Raw genomic sequence first — 22916 nt, 5'->3', positions numbered from 1 at the left:
AGTCTGTTCTATAGGCGCTCCTACCTGTTTATTTCCTGAGCTGCTGAAATTCGAGATCTCAGAATTTACCAGCAGTTCACGGAAATTATTTCCCAAGGTGATGTCTTCGCAATTCTTTTGGACTTTTCATTAGATCAATATTGTCTATGCGAACCATTGTCGTACATCGATGTTTTGTCGTCCATGCGAAGCTACCAAACCAGCGCAAGTAAAATCATTTCCTGGTTCAGAGTGTGGACATGCTTTCACTGTGTAGAGGCAGTCTTGTCGCAGGCTTTTGGAGGAGCAGTGAACACAATTTCATCGCAGGGTATTAATACACTGATGTCTTGCTGTCAGGGCTTTTATCAATTTTACCGGGTTATTATCACCCTTTTTTATTTGTATTGATGTTTGGCAACAGTTATCCTGCACATATATATATGCGTTAGGGTATGCACTTCGCAAACCTATTGTAATAGTGAATCAATACTACGAAGTTTTTAATGCGATGATAAATTCCATCCGAAGAACTTTTTAGACCTTTATGGCATCACTTTGTAAATTTAATAAAGATCGGTTCGGGTGCTTCTTGTCCAAGAAGCCTCTTCTTTCGCTCCTTGTTCCGTTCCTTAATTGCTGAAGCTCTTGTTTTTTGAAAAACAGGAACGTAGAGCGTCCAACAATTGTCCTTTGGTGCTTTGTTACTCACTCGCGCATCCATAGAGGTCTTTGCAATCATCAGGCAGCGCCAAAATTCCTCGGCCGTGGGGGCGTTCCACATGCGATCAACCCAATACTGCGTCCACATGGCATTTTCTTGCTCTATCAATGCATGCTTGGCTGCTTGACCTGTTGGCCCCTTGTCTCCAACATGTTCGTGAATAATTGTAGAGAGTAGGTCCGACTCAGTGGAGTAACTCGCAATTGTGATTGCATATGCCTTATCCAAACTATCATCGCTCGACGCTAATTGCAGAACGATAGAGTTGATGAAGTTCCCCGCGCCAAAGCGTTCCGCTGCTAGCACTTCCCGAGCAAGGATTTCATCATTCTCAGAGCTCATAATCCTTTGATGCCACATTGCCTCAATTGGCTCAGATACTTCACTTCCCCAGACCGCTTGATGCTCAAGCGTTAAATCGTCCCCCAAAGACTGTGTGACGAAACCCTGTGTTGCTGAAGCACGCACCAGAAACTTAACAGCTTGATTTGGATCTCTCGCGGAAATCAGGTTCGCCACCGAAAAAGCTAAGTTTTTTAGCCAAACAAATTGAGCGCTGTCTGCTTGCTCCAATATATCAACCAATTCATCTAGTAGCATTGGAGCTTTGGAAACAAATCGGCGGAGGTCGTCGGTAGTGAACACTTGAAGTACAAGGCGCGCATCCGACTTTTTTATTTTCGCCAGGAATGAATTTGCGACTTCATGAAGTTTCTCCTGTTTCTTGTCGAAATCATCATTGGAACCCCAAGCATCCTCTAGGCTCTGCTGTTTGGGAAAGCGTTCACTACGTCGATCTGTTTCTTGAACAGATAGGATTGGGAAGGGGGCTGGCTCAGTCTGTGAGAATTCAAAATCTGCAGGCGGAAGCTGAATCTCTCCCACAGCTCTAATTCCTTGTCGAAGTTGCTTACCGAAGAAACCAATCAAGGTTTCGGTGAACACTTTTCCGAGCCGTTCGGTCGAAGAAAGCCATACTTTTTGGCTAATACGTTTCAGAATGTTGTCTACTGATGTTTCATCTCGTGCACATGCTTCAACCAGTAGTACTGAGCCAAACCATTCCTCGGGAGTATTTTTATCTGCTAAGTCTGCGTTCCAATTGCTGCGCGTGTGCGCTTGTCGAACACTATCCAAATCTCTTTGCGTTGCAAGCTCATAAGCAATGGCGCGAAGCTTGGAAGAGACTCCTTGAGAACACTTTAGAACTAGACTTTCCAGTTCTTTATCTATTTGAGTTTGACCATAAAGCGCAGCTACAAGGGCTCCATATGCTGCGTCTTCATCGTTCCGGTTAATCGCATTCCGAACTGCTGCAATTATCCCTTCCGTTCTTTGCGGTTTAAGGCTGGGAATGACAGAAAATAGATAGTCTGACCCGAGGTCGTTACTTGTCATGCATTTGAGCTGTTCGCTTGCAGAAATCTGTCCTGCAATGTAAAGGAAGGCAAACATTCGGCAGACCGATTGATCTTGTTCAGGTAATGTCTCAATGGCATCACTATTCATCACTCTATTAATCAAACTCTTCGCTAACTGAGGATCGACCAATGGGAGGTGAGCCTCACAGTTTAAAATGACTTGTCGCAAGGGAAACCCTTCTCGTGTAAGTAAACCTGCGAGCACGCTTCGGACTTTTTGAGCAGCGACTACAGAATCAAATCGGCAGACAACCGGTAAAAGTTCCCTAAAGCTGAGGTCTTCACGGCGAACACTCATTGACTGCAAAAGAGTTTCGGGATCGAGAGCATTAAATTCTTGTAAGCCTTCATCTAAGTCCACAGGACGAATGGCGTCAGGGTTTGAAACTCTGGTCTGGCGCCATTCGACTGGTGATGGCAGTTCGTAGTGATACGAATCCTTTCGTAGTTCTTCCGCAAGTGCGCTGGCTTCGGCTGCATCACTTTCGTCACCAGTTGCGTGGAGCATTCGGACAACAGACCACTGGCCTCCTCGCGAGGTGTCTTTTGTTCGAAGCGGTTCAATTGCTTTTTGAAAAGCGGCGTTAGTTGCGGCGCGCTCTACTCGGTTAAAAGTCGTGAGTTGTTGAAATGCTTTCCTTGCTGTGTGAAGGTGCTTATTCAACGCGAACGCCAATCCCATCGAAACAAATGAATTTGCGAAGTCTACTAGAGATCGACCTGCGAGCAAACGAAGAGCCAACGTAAACAATTCGTTAGTATCGTTCGACACCTCGATCATCCGTTCCAACAACTGATTTTCAAACGCCGAGAGACTTGTCAACTCTTCGTCGATCTCTGCCTTTCTCTTCTCAATCTTTTCTACGTAATCAGCATCGCTTTGTTTGTGATAATAGAGTGTCTGCGAAACTGGGTCTTTGTTGTAACAACGAAGCCAATGATCGATGGCTGCTTTTGCTGTGAGCCACCCAGCATCGGTTGAGGCGACTATATAAGCAGAGTGGATAAACCAGTCGTGATTGATTCTTTGCCCGTTTTCGAGACAAAGAACTTTGAGCGTATCAAAAAGAGCCTCCGGCTGATGTTTGACGATCTCGACGAATTCATCGAGGCGTTGATCATTCACATTTTGGAGATTTGCAAACGCATCCAAAAGCGCTGAAAAAATGGCTGCATCGAAGCGATAATCATCGAGAGCGCAGATCATTAGAGATGCAAAAATAACGTCGGCAGTTCGATCCATTGCATTTATAGGCTCGATGAGCTGAGTAACCCGTTCTAGCAAGTTTTGTTGTGCTAAATGTATTTGCCACAGCTGGTCAACTAGCGTGAATCCCAGAGCGAGCGTTAAGCCCTCGTTACGTAGTTCATATTGATCCCCAGGGCCCGCAAGTGGTCGAAAAAAGCGAGTCTCGATAACGGCAGTAGAGTCAGTCTGAAAATTTTGGGGTGGTTCGTCTGAAGCTGCTTTCACTCGCTCCAAAACTTTTGTTGCGTGCTCACTGAGGCGTTGGGTCAATTTTGCAAAGGTCTCGCCTTCGTAGTTATCAAGCTGTGACACACGAAGGTGTTCCATCAACAATCGTTCTGTAGTCAATCCTTTCCATGCAGTTGCTTCACGATGTGGAAGAGTTGCTGCCGCGACGGCAAGCAGTCGTGGATTTTTAAGTGTTTGCAGGGTTTCTTGGTCAAGCCAATCAAGATCAATTCCATAGTGTTTCAAAAGTTCGTCGCGCTCTTGGGGTGACCATTCCGGAACCTCGATAATTTTCGGCGTAAATGCTATTCCTCGGGCAATTTCTTTTCTCCAGAAATGCGGCCTGACGGTCACAACCATCCGACCACCTATCTCTGATAATCGAAACTGAATGCCGTTGAGTAGCTTGTCCCAACGAAGACTTTGACGTTGATTTAAACCATCGATGACAACGAGCAAAGGAGTAACCGGTGGGGTAGCTCTCCATGCTTCAAAGCGATGTCTCCATCTAAGCTTAATTGTGTCGTGTGCTACTTCGCCGGTTTGTTTGATCAGAGTATCGATCAAGAAGTCATCAAGACCACCGACAAGCACACCGTCAAGCTGCTCTGCACTTATGAATAGCCCCAAGCCTTCCGTGTCTGAGCATAATTGAGCGGAAAGCCATGATTTACCGTGCCCCTCATCTCCTAGCAAAATGACTTCTGTGCCCGCCTTCAGCTCATTCGAAATACGCTGACGTATCTCGTTGCGCATTGATGGGAAGGATTTGTCCTGCAAAACCGCAATACCTTGTCCGAGACGCTCTCTTGCGTGGCGAGTACAGCTAAATGTTTTTTGCCGCCACTTAATATTTAAATCGACGGCTCGTCTCAAGGCTAATTTTGAAATATTGAGGTTCGACTTGATGAGTTGGAGTAGGTTTTCAAAGTCTGGATGCTTTGAAATAGACAAAAATGCTGCTTGTAGGTCGCTAGCATGAAGCTCATCTGGGCCCGTTTTCTCATCGTAATTATCAGCTATGAAGTCGATTGCCTTATCTCCAGCGGCAACCACGGCGATGGCAAGAAGTGGTAGCGGGGCAACGGTCCAATCAAGAATAAGTGTGGAGATGGCGTTCTTATCTCCATCCTCTTTAATAGCCTTTGCGAGCTGTGTATTGATTTCGGTTGTTGCGCCGAGGATCCATAGGCGATCAGCGGCTTCCTCCCTTCGGGCTAAATCCGTTATTTTCACCAAGACTTCATTTCTGTGAATTTCGCCTGAGTATCGTTTGGCCTCGAAGCATACGTGGTCTCTCGATATTGCACTGTCACCATCCATTCCTCCTTGTAATCCGCTAGCGGAAAGACGAAACGGAATATCTGTCAAATTTGTCAGAACGATGCGGAGCAGCCCTTCAAAACCATCGGTTCCTGTAGCTTTGAGTGATAAAAGTCCTGATTTTATTAATTCAAGCTGCTGTTCGTAGTCTTTCTTGACGGTACCGTGCATACATCTCTCAAATAGTATCTGTGGTTGTGTAATGAATATTGAGCCATAGGCTATGGCTTCGGAATATATCAGGACTCTATGTGCGGATGCGTCAGGTCATTTTTCGATGATTGCTAATTATAAGTGAGCTGCTGGTTTTTGCTTTCAGGCAAAACGATAAGCATGTTGCCAGCATTTATTGCTCTCCCCATCGTTCTTGATAAGCAAATAGAGATCATCACATCGATGATTTTGAATTCACTTGGGCGGGTGTTTGCTTGTTTGACTTTGATGTTGATTAGCTTGTTGGTCACCATTTTATCGTTGGGATGAATTCTCGATACCAACAACGATACCGACAAATATTTGCGATAGGGGGAATTGGCTGGATATTAGTAGGATAATCTCGAACGCTAGAAACGCAAAAACCCGCTGTTTTAGCGGGTTTCTGTGTTTGTTTTGTCGGTTCACCCATAAACTGACATGGTGTTTGAACAATTAATTGGCAATATGGCCGTATTTAAATGAATTTCTTGGAAAAAAAGTGGGGTCATCTAACGATCTAACTCATAAATTGACACAGTTATATCTGGTTTTACGCATTTAATGGCATATATAACATATTGATTTTTCAATAAAAATAAATATATCAAGTGTGCAGTCTACTGTCATTTCAAAAAAAAATGGCAAGTTGTACTCAAAGAGAAATTTGTAACACCGTTACAGCCAAATTCCTGAATTGCCCAGTCTTATCTGGATCCGCAATTGACAGATTTGTCGATGAAACTTAGTATAAAGTCGTTGCCCAAGAGGCCTTATTACATTTTCCATCCTTCGAGGACTTGAAAGCCCAGCCTAAAAGCTGGGCTTTCTTCATTTTAGAGTGGCCACATCAACTTTCCAGTTCAATGCCAGATAGTTGGTCGCTTCCCAAGGCTATATTCTCAGAAGATTCCAGTTATGTCGGTCTCAATATAGGGGAAATGGATACCATCAATCAGCTCTTGCTCAAGTTTGATTAATTAGTATACTTACCTCGTTGGCGCTGACCGGAACCCGAAAGGGGGTGCCAATGTCGGGTCATAACGCCCCCTAGCCAGTGAGCAGGATATTCGGAGAAGTCCGATAAAGAGTAGACCGGATTTCATTTATCTGATTATCAAATTCGGGCGTCTTTGCGCCCATAGCGAAAGATGGTCGCCCGCCTGGTTTGGAGCATAGTCCCGCAGGCGGCTCCGGCCAACCTCCTAGGCACGCTTAAACCGCCCATAACTCCCTTGGCTAGATTCACGATAACAACCGTGGGATTGAATAATAGGTGATACTTTCAATCTGCTAAATTATTGGTTTATATAGATAGCAATACTTCGATTTTAAAAATAATTAGCGATGCTATTTAGGTTGTTCGTCGGCCTCTGCAATAAGTCAAAGCCACTTAACAAGTTTATTCGGTTCTATATAGGAATAACTGATATTCGGGTGGTCTTTGAATATTTGGATCAACAGCAATTTCCAACTCTCTAAGAGTATATTGAACAAGCGCGCGTCGAACCGTTACACGTCTTGCAGCGGCCCCATTAAATAACTCGTCTCTGATTAGTTTCTCTTGGTCGGGAGTTAATAACGGGTGTGGTTGTAATAAGAGATGCACATAATTTTCCCAATCAGCATCAACAGGGGTTGAAACATTTTTCTGAGAGGAGATTGCGTTAGAAATTCGTGACAAATTGAAATCACGATGCTCAGTTGTACTTTCATCAAACGCTCTTAAATGCCATCTACGACCGGCAAATACAAACGCCCTGGGATGAACAATCCTATCTATTCCATTGGGGTGATTCATAGATCTATACGTTATCTGTGCTGCATTACCTTCGCTCATTGCCGAGTGGATTACACGGAAACTTTGTGGCGTGACTACAGTGAAATCCTTTCGCACGTCTTCTACTTCAATATTTTCAGCTGTATTTGCTACAGTTTGGAAATAATGCTCTACACCAAGGGTCGCAATTGCAGGTGTAAATTTCGAAGACGGGGCGTATCTTCCTCGCCCTCCACCCTTTAGATGCAAAACATTATCAGGATGAGCGCTCCGATAAGAAGCTAATACTCTAGATGCTTGAACGCTCGATATATCGAATTTTTCTCGTAAGCGTTGATTCGTCAGCAACCCTTCATATGCGAGCACGAGCTCAATGAACTCAAATTGCCTAAATGTACGCTTGTCCAAATCTATCCCTCTTTACTAATGTTAAATTTACATATATGTTAATTTAACATCTATGTAAATACTATAGGGCATATATGGAAGATTTAGATGCCAATATCTTTGATCGAGTCCCGGAGAGGATATTTCGTCCACTAGGGGCGTCCGAGCATGCGCGCCGTAACTGGTCTTTGCTCAGTCATCTCTATCACGATTTTTTTGCACCTGAGGCTGACCCCCCTGATGGTGAGGGCTGGACTCAAAAACGTGTAATTGCATCCATTGAAAGATTTCTGCAGCGTTGGGATGACGAGCATGAAGTTGATCCAGATGAACAGATCACAGCGCTCAATGTTAGAGCCAATGGCGCACTTAAGAGCTTGATTGAAAGTGAATGGCTAACTATGGATCGGGTTGGCTTTACACAATTTGTAATTATGCGTCCAACGGTGCAAAGCCTTTTTGAGTTATTAAAAACGTTTGCGGAGCAAGGCCCAGAATTTATTAGCGGTCGCGTGCAATCAATACGAAATAACTTAAGTCATGTTCATGCTGATCCGGAGCTAAATGCAGCTGTATTTCAAGTTGCAGCCAAGGAATGTTCGGCTCTTTTACAAATGCTAAATACAACACGTATGCGCGTACGCGAAGCTAGTGAGTATTTACGCCAACAAGACACTACACATATATTTCTTGAGCGTTTTTTTGGAGATTATATTTCTAGCTTATATATTGGCGACTATTCGGATTTATTTTCTCGTAATCACCCATTGACATCACGTTGGGAAATAATTGATCTAGTTTCTCAAATTGTAGAGGATCCTGAAAATCGCTCCAAGCTACGTAAATGGTATCGAAAAAACCTGCGCTGTCGAAATGACGATGAGGCGGACTTATTAATTGACGCGGATACAGCACGAGTGCTTGCATTGCGTGATGTGGATAAGCTTCTAACTCGTCTAAAAGATGCGGTTACTAAAGCAAATGATCAAGCGCTCGGCTATCTCGAATATAAAGTGAGAGCACAAGGCAATTTTGATCTGTGGATTAATCAAACAATTGAGGCTGTCGTGCGCGCGGCCGACTCTGTCAAGGAGGAGGAAATAACGCTGCCAATGGGTTGGTCACAGGGAAAATTGCTAAGTGAAGACAGCTTAAAGCTTCCTGTGACAAAACCTCAAGCACGCAAAGGCGCGATCATTAAAAAGAGAGAATTATCACCTGAGGAACTAGCTAGACGACTGGTTCGTCAAATTATGAAAGGAAATCGCGAAGTATCTGAAACTCGAATCATGGATTACATTTCTCGCTATATTCCTGTTGGTGGATTTTTAGAGAACTCTGCCATGTCAATTGATTGCATCAACGATCTTTGCGTATTCGCCGCTCTCACCCGACTAGGTCTGATAGCGGAACGTTCACGAAAAAATCTAAAGAAAGGAATAATTCGTGCGAAGCCATACAAAGAATTATTTCAACATATTGAAATGGAACTAACTGGCGAGCGTTTTGAAAATAATTATCTTGAAGCTCCAGTTGTGAAAATTCATCGACGATAAGTTAAAGGAAATAATTATGCCAACTAATTGGAAACGCGTTGCTGAACAACAATCACTATATGCGATAAGTGATTTTCAACGAGCTGCAATGAGACTTGTTGTTGAACAGATTTTGTATCAATCCAATCCTCGTCAACGCATAGACTACGACATCATATCAACCCATGAGTCTGATTTCGCCGAAGCCATCGATTTATTCGGCTGTAGGCTAGATCATAATTCGCAACAACGATATGTAGCGGCTATTCCAATGCAGCCTGACACTAGCAAGATACCACTTATGCATACGCTTCTTGCTTTGGTGCTTCGCAAACTATATGACCATCACATGAATCGTGGCTCTCTCAATGCGGGAATAGCAGGTATCAATCTCTCTGAGTTGGAGATTGCATTCAATGAATCTACTGGGCGTGAATTACCAATGAAACCGCAATCAGAATTGATTGGGTTATTGGATGCAATGAGGAGATGGGGGATTGCTCGTCCAGTTAAAGCGGAAAACTTGGGCGATGCTACGTGGTATGTTGAAATTCTTCCAGGCATTCAAAGCTTAATCAATGAGCGATCATTGGCAATGCTAAAGGCGCACGCAGAAGCCCTTTATGAGCCAAGCATTAAGGCAGATGATAAGTCAGAAGAGGATAAATTATGAAACAACTTAAACGGGTTGTACTTGTTCAATTTTATCTTCATGAGGCTTTTGATATCGAGATCGAAGGATCAACCGCTTTTCTTGGACCAAATGGCTCAGGAAAATCATCAACTTTAGATGCTATCCAAATTGCTATGCTTGGCGGCAATCTTCAATATGCTCGTTTTAACACGCAATCTGTATCAAGCAAGCAGCGCCGTACAATTACTGGATACTGCCTAGGGATGCTTCGTAACCCAGACAAAGACAGTGAGGTAATCGGTAGAGCTCGAGACGAAGCACGTACTTATATTATTTTGGTATTCAGTGACGGCTCTGAGGCCGGCACGATTTCCGCGGGACTTTGCATAGAAGCAGACATTGAATCGAATCAGCATGAAGTTAAAGGATTGTTTGTATTGCCGGGACAAAATTTGAAATCTACTGATTGTATTATCTTCGATGGTGAGCATAGGCGTCCAATGCCTTACGCCGATTTTAAAGAAGCTATACGTGACCGCGCTAAAAAAATTGGAAGAACACCAATCACTACCGATAAATCTAGTGAATATCTTTCAGAATTGTTATATGCATTGAATGGTGAGCGCATGCCTGATTCGCGAAGGTTTATGTCTGCCTTCGTAAAGTCAATGACTTTGAAAAACGTCGATTCAATAGATCAATTCGTGCGCGATTATGTTGTTGAAGCAAATCCTGTCGATATATCCTCATTTCGTAAGCAAGTAGAACAGTTCGTTGCCCTTCGGGAACTTATTCGAAAAACAAAATCAAGAATCTCTAGGTTGGCTGGTATTCAGTCAGAGTTTGAAAAAGCGCGCGCCGCTGAGCGAAGAATAGCGACATTGGAGGCTATTAAAGCAATATTTAGTACTGAGCAATTGGTTGAAAAAATTGACACTTATCAAGAAAGAGTTGAAGTTCTTGAAGAGCAATTCACATTAGCGTCGGATCTAGCTGAAACCGCAAAAACTAAGCGAGATGAAAAACAGCGAGATGTTACTGATTTAAAGGTTCGTCTTGAAACGGACGAAAGCGAGCAATTTAGGTTGCGATTAGAAGAAAAAATAAATTCTCAATTAGATCTGATTTCTGCCTATCAACATCCTGAAATTGCTCGAGCTAACCGCCTAATAAATGCGCTGAGAGAATTGATTAATGACCATAATTTTGTAGATATAGCAAAGATAATGCAGAAATCTATAGATACATTGGCTAATGCTCGTAGTGATGATAATCCAGGACTTTCCATCGCCTATGGATTGCAACATATAGATTCAGAGCTTAAACAGATCTCTAAACATTTGATTGCTCAGTTGCAAATAGCTCGAAAGAGAGCCAGTAATATTATTGAAGAGCGCGATGCTACTCGCCGACGAATTTCAGCTGCACATCAAACAGGACGATTGATGAATGATGGGGCGACTCTACTTTTAGAGCGTCTTCATCATGCCGGAATGAAGGCCGAACCTTTATCTGCATTGGCAAGTATTTCAGATCCCAAGTGGGCACCGGCTCTTGAAGCTTATCTCGGTGGAGATCGTGATGCGTTGGTAATTACTGAGGGATCCACTCAGCAAGCAGTAAAAATTTTGAGAGATGCCCGGCAGCGAGGGTATGGTGTAGATGGTGCATCAATCATCCAGCCATTCCATCTACGGAATGTCAATATTGAATCCAAGACTACCGAATATGCGGTAGGTCTTATAGAGTCCAATAGTGATACAGCTCTTCGATTTTTATGGCAAAAATTCGGAAATATGCGTCTTGTACATTCAGAAGTGGACCTCGAAAGATATAGTAGGGCAATTACACAGGACGGTATGCTCAGCCAGGGTGGATTGACTAAATCAATCAAAATTGTACCGGTTAGCGATCTTCGGCTCGGTAAAGATATTGAAGATACCTCTCATCTTTCGCGCCATTTTGCAGAACTTCAGGGGCAGCTAGAATCTTTGGAAAAATATCTCCATCGATTAGGCGCACTTGAAAAGGCACTTTCCAGTGATAATGGTGATCATCAAGATATTGCGGCTAAATTAGATGAGGCTACTAAAGTAATTGAGAATGCGAAGAACCAACTTACTTCTTTAGACGTTTCTCATTTAGATAAAATTCGAGTGAGTTTGGGTAAAGCGGAAAATGATCTGCAGCAGTTTGAGGAGGAATATACTAAAAATGACCGTTTAGCTGCAGGGTTAAAGGTGGAGAAAAACAACTGCATTTCAGAAATACAAAAAATCAAGGTTCAATTACCTACGGTACAACAATTAGAAAATACCGCAAGGTCAAATCCGCTAACTGACATTCAACTATTAGACGAAATAAAAGATGAAATAGAACGATCTGAAGTGACTTATGAAAAACGCCTTGAGGAAGTTCAACAAAAGCTTAGTTATAGTCAATCTCGTCTCAAGCCGGCGGAAGAGCGAGCGTCAATTGAACTTTCTCGTTATGTCCAGGATGAGCGGCTTGACGTTCAACTTGCTGAAATGCATTGGCATGAGCGTTTTTCTTGGGCACTGGAAGAAAAACGTAAGCTAACTGATACACAGTTGCAAAACTATGAAAGCGAGGCTGAGCAAGCTCGTCAAGCAGCTGAAGAAACGCTGCGCTCCGATATAGCTATGTCACTTCATGATCGATTTAAGGAAATGGAATTAGAGCGACGAGAAAGAAATAAAATTCTAGAGTCATGTCCTGCCTTTACTGGTGGTGAACGATATCGTTTTACTTCCAGTGTTGTTCCGCACTATGACGGTTTGGTTCGGTACATCAGTCAAATTGCCCAGAACGATCAAAGTCTTTCCTTATTTTCTGAGGAGTCTGATGAAATTGGCGGGACACTGCGTGAACTTGTTGAAGCAGCAGCGGCATCTGGTAATGCTGGGGCCGTACTAGATTACAGACAATTTTTCACATTTGATTTAGATATCCTGGTCGATGGAAAGCGAGTTGACAAGATGAGCAACAGGCAAGGAGCGGGATCAAATGGCGAGCATATTGCGCCAATGTATGTTGCCGCTGGCGCAGCGTTGGCAAAAGCCTACAGACTTCATAACAGAAAAGGTCAGCAGCACTCTATTGGTCTAATTTGTCTTGACGAGGCATTTCACGGAATGGATACCACCAATGCTATTGCAACTGCTCGTTTTTTACAGAATATCGGTTTACAACTGATCATGGCCGGCCCTGAACTCGAACGAACAAAACTGGCTCCTATAACGCAAACAATTTACGATCTGGATAGGGAAGGATTAGATCTTTTGATGGAGCGGACTAAATTTAAACCTGCTGCCAATGCGCTAATGGTTAGTGACATGCCAGAAGAAAACCCGCTAGTTATGATAAATGCCTACAGACAACTTGGCTTTGAGGTACCTAATGAACCCAACCCTCAAATTGAGTAACAATGTAATGCAAAGTTCAGGTTCTTCTGCATGTGATACAACAATTCGTAATATGCTTAAACGAGTGGCTCGTCGTATATTCTCGGAAGGTGATTTGGACCTTAATAAAGTATCCACTTCCTTAAGCATACCAATTACGCAGAAAAGTGTTCCCGAATATTATCAACTTGAACGCTTTTTAGATCGGGAGGAATATCACGCACGCTTGCAAGCTTATATCAATGCGGGCTCAGTAAAAGCCGAATGGGATCAGAGTGCTGGCGCTCGAGGGCAGCTCGCTCGGGTGACGATGATTGATCCGGGTTCTGCCAGTGATTTGCTTGGAATAGATTTGCCATGGAAGGTGGCAGCTAAAGCTATAACAGATCTTGAAACTGTGATGGAAGAAGGACTTCCTAGAATAGATCACATTACAGAGGCGTGGCGCCACGGTAAAGCGCCAGGAGGCATTACAGCAGATAAATCGAAACAATTTATTGATGCTATACAAGTTATTAAAGCAGCTAAACAGCTTGGTGGAAACAGCAGGGACATTCTGTTACGCAGAGTAAGCGCTCAGCTGTTTGGAAATACAAAACGTATTGAAGCTCTAGCTCGCCAAGTCGCATTTCTATTAGGAAGTTCGGCGGATAGTGATGATGAAAGCGTGTTTGCTCGATTAGGATTAGTGAAGCATCCGCAGCCATTACTTATTAGTGGCCCACCTTCTTGTTGCATAGCAGTCACAGAAGGAACGGTATCGCTTGTAAAACCTTATGTTGGCTTACGTCCAGATACCATTGAAGGAGTAGTGGAAGAAAAAATGCAGATTCGACAGGTGTTAACAATTGAGAATCTTGCAAGCTTCAATGAGGCTGCCCAACACCTAACCAATCCTGGCGATCTTCTGATTATATATGTCGCCGGCAATCCAACACCGTCTCTTCTTTCTGCATACAAAAGACTGCTCGGGTCCATAAAACCATCAATTGTTAGGCACTGGGGAGACGTAGACGTTGGTGGATTTCGAATTGCGTCCAGACTGGCTGAAAGCGCCAAGCTTATGGGCTACCAACTTCAGCTCTGGTGTATGTTGTCTACAGATGTACCAAGTAATCAAAACTGTAAGGCAAGCGATTTACAGCTTAATGAAATTGCCACTATTTGTAATCAATATGGATGGATAAGCGAACTGGAAAGGCTGAAAAAAGTTCCCTTTTTCCAAGAGCAGGAATTCACCGAATGGACTCCACCTGAAGTACTGTGATGTCATATATACAAACTAATTAAACTGCAGGTCCGAATAGATTTCCTGAAATGTTCTCAGCAGGCATTTAACATCCTCTCTTCGAAGATCACTGGGTAGTACCAATTCAAGATCTCGTAATTTTCTCTCGCTTGGATAAATGCCATGTTTTGTTAGAGAAAAAACGGCACTCACAAAATGTTCCAGTCTTGCCGTATGATTATTCCTTCTGTAATTTTTATCCCACTTCGTCCAGCGCGCTCTCAGCTCGCGATACTCATCAGGGAAGTTGTATTGTAAGCACGTATAACTGATATCAAATTTGATTGCTAGGTGACTGACTCTGACAGGAGGATTAGGATTATCAGTTAAAACCTTTTTCAGTTCGTTTCGAATATGGTTTTTCTTCTTGTCATTCAAATTTACTTTGCTCACAAACGCCGGCTTAGGCAGGCCCCGCCAGAGCTCTGTGGATGTAAGAACGTCCTTATCCAGTAAAAATTGATCGGGCGGCAAATCCATTCTGTAACAAAGATCAAGGAAAGCAAGAAAGTAAGGCCTATGGTTAGGATCCAGCATGTTCTTGATTGATTTTGGTTCTATGTTTAGTTTTTGACAAAAACCCAGTTGAGATAGATTTGACCACTGAAGGAGGCGCTTGATGGATTTTGCAACTATATGTTGATCGAGAATGAGTTCGTCGGAATAGATGCGTTCTATGAGTCTGTAAATAGCATGTGAAACCCATGCATCCTTTGCTGTGAAATTTTCTGGCGCATGTTTTTCGTCTGGCTTGGATAAATCTTCTCCACATTTGTCGCATATCCATTGCCTGGGAAATTTGGGAAACTGTAGTTTTATCTCTCCGCAAGCTGGGCAATACATTGATAGCCTGCGGTTATGCGCCACACAAATTTTTGTGCTCTCAACAAGCCAATAGAGACGCACATAAGGTGACTCTCCCAATTCCCGGTCCTGTTTCCAGCACTCTGGGCACCATTCCATATATTGCTTTTGCATCCCTCTTGCATTGTTGTCGCATAAAGATCGCAAAGGATATAGAGTTAAAAATTGTGCATTTATCTTTGTGTCTGATGCAGCTGTAATGGCTTCTATATATCTTTGTGCAATTACACCTACACCATTACATAATCTTAATACTTCAGCAGAATTCTTTTTGCATGCAGGTAGTTCTTGAGTGGTAACGAAATTATCCAATAATCGCTGGCCGTAGATATGGGACCAATCCATTACCATCTCCGCGTGACGGCATATGTAAGAACTCATTGCTTCTATATCTCCACTTTGGTGCCCAGCAACCTTAAGCGGAATAAAATAAGGAAATCGACTTTCTGTAAAGTCGATTTCCTCTGCATCAAGTAGCTCTATATCATTCAAATCTATTTTCATGGACTTTATGATATCTTGGATGTTGTTGACCTGGCTTCAGGTTGCGCTTCAAGGTTTTTGACATGGATGACTTTTGTAAGAGATCCGGTTGGTATAGCGCATCAGCATCAGCATCAGATAACACTTCACTAGGGTTAAAGTCCTCAAGAGATTGTTGGTAATAAGTTTCAAAGTTTTTTATGGCTTTCTCTGCAGTTTGAAGAGCACTCTTGGTGTGACGGGTTTTTTTCAAAATTGCTGGTGTGATTGTTGATAAGTTTGTACTAATACAAACTGTTATTGCTCGATGGAGCCAGGATACTAAAAGCCCAGGGCATCCCAAGGAGTAATCATAAATATCAAAGAAGTTATCGTGCGCTTTTGGGGATATACGTAAATTGAGATGCTTTATTAGTGAGTAGTAAAATTGAGCATATGCCGTAACTTCATTTTCACTTTCGCGCGAGTATCGCGCAAAATAAATGGGAAGAACCCTTCGAGCCAGTTGCTCATTTAGGTTGAGAAGCTCTTTGGCTTCATGCGTTCCGAACAAAATAAATTTTGTCTTCATGGTGTTTGCCCAGTTTTTCATCCTGTTTAGGTTTGCAATTTTTTCACTGTCAGAAATTCTATCCACCATGTTTTGACATTCATCGATCAAAATTGCTATGGGTCTAAATGATTTTATTCTTAAGCGCATTTTTCGTTCCAGTTGGGCGATTGTCGGCCTGCTTCGTGAAATGGACCATTTTCCTTGCCTTTTTCGGTTTTCGGCCTCATCCAAATCAAGCGCATTGTCAACATTGATATCTCCTAGCTTTTCAAGAATTTCCTCTAAAAAAGCGCGCCAAGGAAATTCCCCTTTTACCCTTGATGGTGCTTCAACAATAATTGGTGGAAAGTAATCGTCTTTCCAGCCTGCTGCCTGTTGTTTTACTAGATAACCAGATAGATAATTCAGCATCGTACTTTTCCCTATGCCTGCTGGCCCAATTACGCAAACTATTTCATCTTTGCGACCATGTTGCGTCGCACTCAATATATCGGTAAACACGCTTTCAAAATTTCGATGCATTAACGTTATATGGTTTTCAAGTAGATCAAGTGTTTTACTGTCCATCTTTATTCTCCATGTCATCGTTAAAAGGTAGGATTTCAATTGATTGAATGTCAATTGAAAATTTTGTGCTGATAGCTTCATCTTCGGTGGGTTCGGGTAGTCCGATATTTGAATTCTTAGTATTAAAAGAATGTTGTTCTTGCTGTGGATTGTTGAAGTGAATGGCTGCGGATTGCTTGGGGCCCTTTCGATAGCGTCTGCCATTTCTCAGATGACGAGGGAATATTTCCATGTGAGGCAACTGTATGCCCTTGTCATGACACTCACGCACAAGAACATCATTAGTTGTCATTTTCACCCAATGTCCTTCGATGAGTGCCCAGATGTGACAATAATCGTACGGATTGTATTTCACTCTAACACTGGCTCTTGCTCCTGAATATCCAGGAACCTTTTTGGATAGAAGGTATGTCGTGTGTCTGAATGAAAGTTGATTTTTCCTGATTACTCTATGCCCGTCTCCATCCGCATCGGGGAGTGTTGAGATGAAAAAGCTCGCCTCTGATAAAACTTTTACTCCTGGCATTCCATCGAATTTTTTAAGAGAACAATCCCAACGATTTTGTGGTGTTTCAGATATGCCGCGACGATTGATGGTTGGATAATGTAAGTAGACATAATCCTTTAGCCGAGCGTTAAATTCATCCGGTGTCCATGCAGCAAACTTTTCTGATTTATGGGTTGTAGATTGACCTCTACCCAGCTTTTGTAATTGCTTGTTGCCAGCAAGTGTATGGATCAACTCACTTTCTGTAGTGCCGAATACCCTTTCAATAATTGATCCGTGACGAGAAGCGCTTTTAGGACGTCTACGTTTATTCATACCAAGATCAGCTAGGGTGGAGTCGAAATAGACGCTCTCAAAGTCGGGTCCATGGTCAGCTGCTAAAAATAGCGGGAGGCGTTTGAAGCGGCGAAAACATTCTCGTAACAGCATCATAGTAGAACGATAAGATGGCTTTTCAAATGAGATGTAAATGGCCAAAATAATGCGACTATGGCCGTCATACATGATGCTTAGTGTTAGCGTGCCTTCAAGCACTTCGCCATTAATCTTTGAGACTAAGGTAAGTTCAATTGGGGTATGATCAACATGTGCAATTTCAAAGATAAAGTCACCATGATAAGGAAGATCCCAATCCAGATTTATCTCTCTTGGTTCTGGTCCCATTGCATAGGCAGCACGAAAGCCTTGTTGCTTTAATACAATATAACGCGGGTCAATTTTTCGAAATCTACTATTAAATGTTTTGTAAGAACATTCTGGAAGTCCTCGCTTTTGACACTCCGTTATAAATTCTCCATAAACGGAATATACCGATGATGAGGATGGCTGAAGCAGTATTAAATGAAACTTTTCAATAACGCTAAGCAATTGTTCGCTTAATCTTGGTTTTCGATTCCCTCGTTTTTCCTTATTGGATACAAGGCTTACAAACGCATCAGATCCAGATCTTATTTTTGCTTTAAGCCGATATATAGTTCTTGTTGAACATCTATCATTTTTTTTAGCCCCGCTAATGATTGAATGCCGTAGTATTGCCTCATCTATTTGATAAGACTTCTTACTGCAAAGTATATCGGCTGATTTATTAAGCTCTGTATCATCAGGGATCGGTACGTACAATTCCTGTAGTTCTATTAATTGTTCAAGCTCATTTTCCGATAGACTGATAAGTCGATCCGCATTGCGGAGCTTTACTGATAGTGATGGAGGTAAGGTTACGCACAGGATCTCAAATGGAGTGTCATTCCACCATAAAGTTTTCTCATGAATTAGTTGCCCTATCGCGCTGACAGCTAGAAGATTGTTTTTTGATATCGTTGACCGTATCGCGTCTAAATAGTTTTTCTCAGCGTAAACCCAAGTTCTTTCTGGATTGCACAGTAACTCTTGATCGAAATTGATAAAAAGATTCTTGTGAAAGAGTCCACGTAAAACCGATAGCTGGGTAAAAACATCGTATAGCTTGTTAAGTTTTAACCTGTTGCCATTTTGTTTTATGCATTCAGCTATTTTTTCACTTTCGGTCTCATCGTGCGCTCTAAGCTCATCAATAAAATTGAGTAGGAAAATACAATTTCTAGTAAATGTAGGAGAAAAGTCTTTATCTGTTGATATCCGGTGACCAAGCCCCATGGCATTAGCGGTCTCCAATGCTGGAATGTACTCGTAACCTTTATCTGTTTTTCTGTACTTATCCGGTTGTTCTACGATCGCATTGTCCAACCATGATTGCTTCTTGGCTTCAACGAGATAAACTTCATCATAAGTAATGACTAACAGATCTGGTGTAATTAAGTAACTGATAGTGCGTCCGTTACTATTTTTATAAGTGACTTTGATCTGCTCTGGCTGGCTCCAGTAAAGCAAAACTTCTGAAGAAAATTCACACCATAATATTAGGGGAAGCTCTACGGAGCGGCTTTCGGAGTCTCTGGTCCAACCCATTTTTCGTGAGGCGATGGTGTCGTGCACAGAAAGGTAATTTCCCGTTGGTCTTCGGCTTGGCGCATTATTTTTAATGTGCCGTAATACATAACTAATGCCTTTTGTATTGCCCACGATCTTACGCAGTAACTTGATAAGCTGTTTTTTCGAAATTGACATAACAATATCCTCATAGAAAAATTTTCTGTGAGTTGATCGTCACCAAATTATGGATGAGCGAGTCCTTTGACGCGTTGTCTTGTCCCAAGTTGTCCTGTTTGGTCAAATTGAGGGTGTGACAATGCCTTCCCAATTTTCGGTAACGTTAATCACAGGTATGAGGGGAGTGCTACAAGAAGTGCTTGACTTGGCCGCTCTCGCGGAGAGATACTGACATTGTCTAGGTGTTTTGTATCCATCCAAAAGAGCGGGACGAACTTGTAGTTTGTCCCGTTTTATTCATCTCGGTTTAGTAAGTTATTTGAGATACACCTCCCGTCTTTGTTGATTTGGTTTCATCAGATAAGCATTTTCCAAAATCTATTTGGAAATAGAAAAATTATCCCTCCCCTGGAAAATATTTAGTTTTTTGATGCACTTCATGCGAATGAAGGCCTTTGTCGAATCCATCATCTTTATGGGACGTACTGGGACAGGCTAGGACGAGCTCATTTTTTCGATGCAATCTGCGACGTCTTCAACCCGAGCTAAATATCCTGCACGCCCACTGAAGCGATACAATTTAATGGGGAGTGTCTTTCTTGAGTGTGCTTTTCTGACCGCGGCTACGGTTTTGTAACGAAATATCTCCGCCACATCCTCCAATGTCAGTAGTTCACCATACCTTTCCCTCAGGTATTTCAGTCTGCTTGTAGAAGTAAGAGTCATTCTGTATAAAACCGCATGCGTGTCGCTCTTGGTCATCAGGCGTCCCAAATTTATCACTCCCGGGCGAAAGATGCGCGATAGAGTTTATTCGAATATTTATGGCTAAAAACTCCAGAGGGGGGTGGCTATATGTATTACTCAATTGGAGAGCGAGCTCATCGCTTGCTAGGAAAGAAAATTGGCTCGAAAGATGACTCAGACATCCTTCAAACACGGCTTTGGCTGGAAAATATACTTTCCACATATCGAATCAACAGGCATGAATTGTCCAAAAAAATCTTAACCGTGCATGGGGCACGAACCGGGATTATTTTGTGCTGGTTAAAAGGCAAATACGCGGTAAAAGAGCGTCATGTAAACCTAATAGCGGGAATTTATGAGGGGAGCGATCAACTTTATGGGCTGCCTGTATTTGAACTACTAAGAAACAAGCCAATATCGAAGGCCAAACTGAAAAAGCTTATGTCTCCTTATTTGTTCACAGATGGAGGTCTTGAGTGGTGGATATTTCCTGACCCTACACATCCTGAAAGTATGGGTATACCTTTTGCTCCCTGCCTAATCGATGACGCTGAAGGATTGGTTGAACGGGGTGACATTTGGGGATTTACTGCCATCCTCTACTTGGTGAGGATGGCCGAGGTTTCGGATTCGCATAAGCATTTGAATTATATGAAGTTTGCATATCAAGCGCTCCCTGGGCTGTGCCGAGATAAGCGGTTTCTAAAGCGTTGGCGAGAGGTGCTGGATTGCCTAAAAAAGATTCACTATCGTAATCTCACAACAATGCAGTTTCTCAGGCCTCTCGAGTCGGTAATTGAAAGGCAAATTTACTCAAAGCAACATATAACGCGACGTTTGCTTAGACCTAGAGATCCAGAAACATGGCGATATACTGAGTTGGAAGCTGCTTATGAAATTGCGGGATTTTAATAGAGAACTTGTCCTGATACTTGGTTGCTTAATGACTAAATTTCCCCAACTTTGTTAGACACCTGACGAGTAATTATCATGTGGATTAATTGCATAGAGAAAATGCCAGAAGATATGTTGCCCGTTATTGCATTGTATCTGGGATGCTGGCCTGGGCGTGGCAATAGCGGAATTACCGATATTTACGCAGCTGATGGCGTATGGATAAATCTTCCCGAAGACGTTGTCATTGTTGGGTGGATGCCGATACCGGATACAAAGCACTTACCTATTGCAGAACACTACGCGGGTGTAAATATCGATTCCAAACCAAGCCGCTTTCTTGGGAGTGTAGAAACTGGCGACATTCCCGAAATATTCGAGTGCATTTTTGAAGGGGATCATTCCAAGATTAAGTGATCGGGGTGACTTTCAATAAGAAATTACGGTTTGGAGGATCTGCAAGAGCGGCATGCTCGAAGTTTTAGAGTTTATGACCCTTACAGTTAGTTAGACTGACGGTTACTTAGGCCTAGAGATCCCGAAACATGGCGATATACTGAGCTGGATGCTGCATATTAAATCGCGGGATTTTAGAGGTGTGCGTGTCCTGACGTTTGGGTACTTGATGTCACGCTGGATTGGCGAAAAGGCTCTTATTTATTAAGTCCCTGTAATCCCATGAAATTTGCGTCAGTTCACAAAACAGCTAATATCAGCTGTTAGATCTGGCGTGTAAGTGGGGCGTTCCTGGCTATGGCCCCAAGGGAATTATAAGGATAAATAATGGGTTTTCTGAGAAAAAGCGTAAAAGTTGGGCCTCTGCGGTTTAACCTTTCCCAGTCCGGGGTAAGCGTTTCCACGGGAATTACCGGTCTGCGGTTTGGCGTTGGCCCCCGTGGGAACTGGATTCGTATGGGTAGCGGTGGCTTATCCTACCGGGCAGCTTTATCTCCTACTGTTCCAGCTAAATTCAAACCATCACCGGTACCTCAATTAGATTTGCCAATTCCCGACGGGACTCATGCTCCTTTGGAGGAAATTGAGTCTGCAGACATCTCTCGGATCGTTGACTCATCGTCGCGTGAGCTTCTGGACGAGCTGAATTCCAAGCGTAGGAAAATGCGGTTATGGCCTTGGGTGTCAGTCGCATCCGTATGGTTGTTTTGGCTGGCTGCCTCATCAAGCTGGCCGGCCTGGGGACTAACCATATTGATCCTTACCTGCTTGGCTGCAATCTATGCCGCTCACACTCGCGACACACTCGCTAAAACTACTGTTCTACTTTACGAGTTCGATCCTGAACTTGAAAAAACATACGCTCAACTACATGAGGCTGCCAGTCAATTAGCCAGTTGTGTTAAAGCATGGCATATCGAAGCATCAGGCAAAGTCTACGATAAAAAATATCATGCCGGTGCAAGCAACCTCCTTCAGCGTAAATCTACATCGATAACAAAAGCCGAACCTCCTTTCGTAAAAACGAATGTGGAAACTATCGCTATTGGTGTTGGGCGCCAGACACTTTATTTCTTTCCAGATCGCGTTCTTGTTTATGACTTAAACGGCGTCGGTGCGGTTAATTACAGCTCTCTACAAATTGCCGTTAATCCTACGAGATTTATTGAAGATGAAGGCGTTCCCAAAGATGCTGAAGTTGTTGATAGAACTTGGCGATTTGTAAATAAATCTGGTGGGCCAGACAAAAGATTTAAAGATAATAGACAAATTCCTATTTGTCGTTATGAGCAAATTAGCTTGTCGAGTTCGACCGGATTGAATGAAATTTTACAGGTTTCTCGATGTGGGTTTGGCGATAGATTTTCCACAACTGTTGGATTGTTAGCTAAGGCTATTAATTGAGTACGTGGGTTGATCTATGCTGGTGTGCCAAAAAGCGGACTTTAGAGGCGTAACCATCGCGCACATATAGCTGACGTTAAAGATATGTTCAATAAAAAGTTAGTCACGAGATGAGAATTCACAAAAGTCCGATGTGTTTAGGTCAGAGTTTTTTGGACTTCAGCCAAATTCCTTGGATTTCGATTGCGCT

General features: G+C 42.8%; 12 protein-coding genes. 7 read left to right on the top strand and 5 right to left on the bottom strand.

Going from position 1 to position 22916, the window contains the following annotated elements; translation table 11 throughout:
• Positions 1-532: 532 nt before the first annotated feature.
• Complete coding sequence (locus AC2CG4_RS17435; protein WP_484487485.1) at positions 533-5095, bottom strand: NACHT domain-containing protein; 4563 nt, start codon at positions 5093-5095, stop codon at positions 533-535.
• A gap of 1423 nt (positions 5096-6518) precedes the next feature.
• The gene (locus AC2CG4_RS17430) at positions 6519-7304 is read right to left on the bottom strand and encodes a BrxR family helix-turn-helix transcriptional regulator (protein WP_484487484.1); all 786 of its coding nucleotides are present in this window, start codon (positions 7302-7304) and stop codon (positions 6519-6521) included.
• 74 nt (positions 7305-7378) lie between these two features.
• Here AC2CG4_RS17430 and AC2CG4_RS17425 point away from each other — a divergent pair, with 74 nt between their 5' ends.
• Genes AC2CG4_RS17425 through AC2CG4_RS17410 form a run of 4 tightly spaced genes read left to right on the top strand, consistent with a single transcriptional unit; the run spans position 7379 to position 14144 of the window.
• A complete protein-coding gene (locus tag AC2CG4_RS17425; protein ID WP_484487483.1) occupies positions 7379-8839 on the top strand; it encodes a Wadjet anti-phage system protein JetA family protein in 1461 nt (486 codons plus the stop codon).
• 16 nt (positions 8840-8855) lie between these two features.
• Positions 8856-9491 carry a DUF4194 domain-containing protein gene (locus AC2CG4_RS17420; RefSeq protein ID WP_484487482.1) on the top strand — a complete coding sequence of 212 codons (636 nt, stop codon included), beginning with the start codon at positions 8856-8858 and terminating at the stop codon, positions 9489-9491.
• Positions 9488-12898 (top strand): SbcC/MukB-like Walker B domain-containing protein, encoded by a 3411-nt coding sequence (locus tag AC2CG4_RS17415; RefSeq protein WP_484487481.1) that lies wholly within the window; start codon positions 9488-9490, stop codon positions 12896-12898. Before AC2CG4_RS17420 ends, AC2CG4_RS17415 begins: the two co-directional genes overlap by 4 nt.
• Complete coding sequence (locus AC2CG4_RS17410) at positions 12873-14144, top strand: Wadjet anti-phage system protein JetD domain-containing protein (protein ID WP_484487480.1); 1272 nt, start codon at positions 12873-12875, stop codon at positions 14142-14144. Before AC2CG4_RS17415 ends, AC2CG4_RS17410 begins: the two co-directional genes overlap by 26 nt.
• Before the next feature lie 15 nt (positions 14145-14159).
• On the opposite strand, the gene AC2CG4_RS17405 is transcribed toward AC2CG4_RS17410, so the two are convergent.
• Genes AC2CG4_RS17405 through AC2CG4_RS17395 form a run of 3 tightly spaced genes read right to left on the bottom strand, consistent with a single transcriptional unit; the run spans position 14160 to position 19243 of the window.
• The gene (locus AC2CG4_RS17405) at positions 14160-15533 is read right to left on the bottom strand and encodes a TniQ family protein (RefSeq protein ID WP_484487479.1); all 1374 of its coding nucleotides are present in this window, start codon (positions 15531-15533) and stop codon (positions 14160-14162) included.
• Positions 15514-16632, bottom strand: a complete 1119-nt coding sequence (locus tag AC2CG4_RS17400; RefSeq protein WP_484487478.1) for an ATP-binding protein — start codon at positions 16630-16632, stop codon at positions 15514-15516. The genes AC2CG4_RS17405 and AC2CG4_RS17400 overlap by 20 nt, the downstream gene beginning before the upstream one ends.
• On the bottom strand, positions 16622-19243 hold the full coding sequence (locus AC2CG4_RS17395) for a hypothetical protein (RefSeq protein ID WP_484487477.1): 2622 nt from the start codon (positions 19241-19243) through the stop codon (positions 16622-16624). The genes AC2CG4_RS17400 and AC2CG4_RS17395 overlap by 11 nt, the downstream gene beginning before the upstream one ends.
• Positions 19244-20080: 837 nt before the next feature.
• Here AC2CG4_RS17395 and AC2CG4_RS17390 point away from each other — a divergent pair.
• The 3 genes from AC2CG4_RS17390 (at position 20081) to AC2CG4_RS17380 (ending at position 22726) form a co-directional block, all read left to right on the top strand.
• Entirely contained in the window at positions 20081-20884 is an 804-nt protein-coding gene (locus tag AC2CG4_RS17390; protein ID WP_484487476.1) for a hypothetical protein, read from the top strand.
• 78 nt (positions 20885-20962) lie between these two features.
• Positions 20963-21283: a DUF551 domain-containing protein gene (locus AC2CG4_RS17385; protein WP_484487475.1), complete on the top strand. Its 321-nt coding sequence runs from the start codon at positions 20963-20965 to the stop codon at positions 21281-21283.
• 366 nt (positions 21284-21649) lie between these two features.
• Positions 21650-22726, top strand: a complete 1077-nt coding sequence (locus AC2CG4_RS17380; protein WP_484487474.1) for a DUF4236 domain-containing protein — start codon at positions 21650-21652, stop codon at positions 22724-22726.
• Positions 22727-22916 lie beyond the last annotated feature (190 nt).

The sequence above is a fragment of the Cellvibrio sp. ATLC23 genome, from assembly GCF_057196725.1.
The sequence above is the reverse complement of the archived record's forward strand: the minus strand, read 5'-3'. Positions and strand labels throughout refer to the sequence as shown.

Coding starts and splice junctions, on each gene's coding strand:
- AC2CG4_RS17435 (WP_484487485.1), bottom strand. CDS start 5,095: ATGCACGGTACCGTCAAGAAAGACTACGAACAGCAGCTTGAATTAATA.
- AC2CG4_RS17425 (WP_484487483.1), top strand. CDS start 7,379: ATGGAAGATTTAGATGCCAATATCTTTGATCGAGTCCCGGAGAGGATA.
- AC2CG4_RS17420 (WP_484487482.1), top strand. CDS start 8,856: ATGCCAACTAATTGGAAACGCGTTGCTGAACAACAATCACTATATGCG.
- AC2CG4_RS17415 (WP_484487481.1), top strand. CDS start 9,488: ATGAAACAACTTAAACGGGTTGTACTTGTTCAATTTTATCTTCATGAG.
- AC2CG4_RS17410 (WP_484487480.1), top strand. CDS start 12,873: ATGAACCCAACCCTCAAATTGAGTAACAATGTAATGCAAAGTTCAGGT.
- AC2CG4_RS17405 (WP_484487479.1), bottom strand. CDS start 15,533: ATGAAAATAGATTTGAATGATATAGAGCTACTTGATGCAGAGGAAATC.
- AC2CG4_RS17400 (WP_484487478.1), bottom strand. CDS start 16,632: ATGGACAGTAAAACACTTGATCTACTTGAAAACCATATAACGTTAATG.
- AC2CG4_RS17395 (WP_484487477.1), bottom strand. CDS start 19,243: ATGTCAATTTCGAAAAAACAGCTTATCAAGTTACTGCGTAAGATCGTG.
- AC2CG4_RS17390 (WP_484487476.1), top strand. CDS start 20,081: ATGTATTACTCAATTGGAGAGCGAGCTCATCGCTTGCTAGGAAAGAAA.
- AC2CG4_RS17385 (WP_484487475.1), top strand. CDS start 20,963: ATGTGGATTAATTGCATAGAGAAAATGCCAGAAGATATGTTGCCCGTT.
- AC2CG4_RS17380 (WP_484487474.1), top strand. CDS start 21,650: ATGGGTTTTCTGAGAAAAAGCGTAAAAGTTGGGCCTCTGCGGTTTAAC.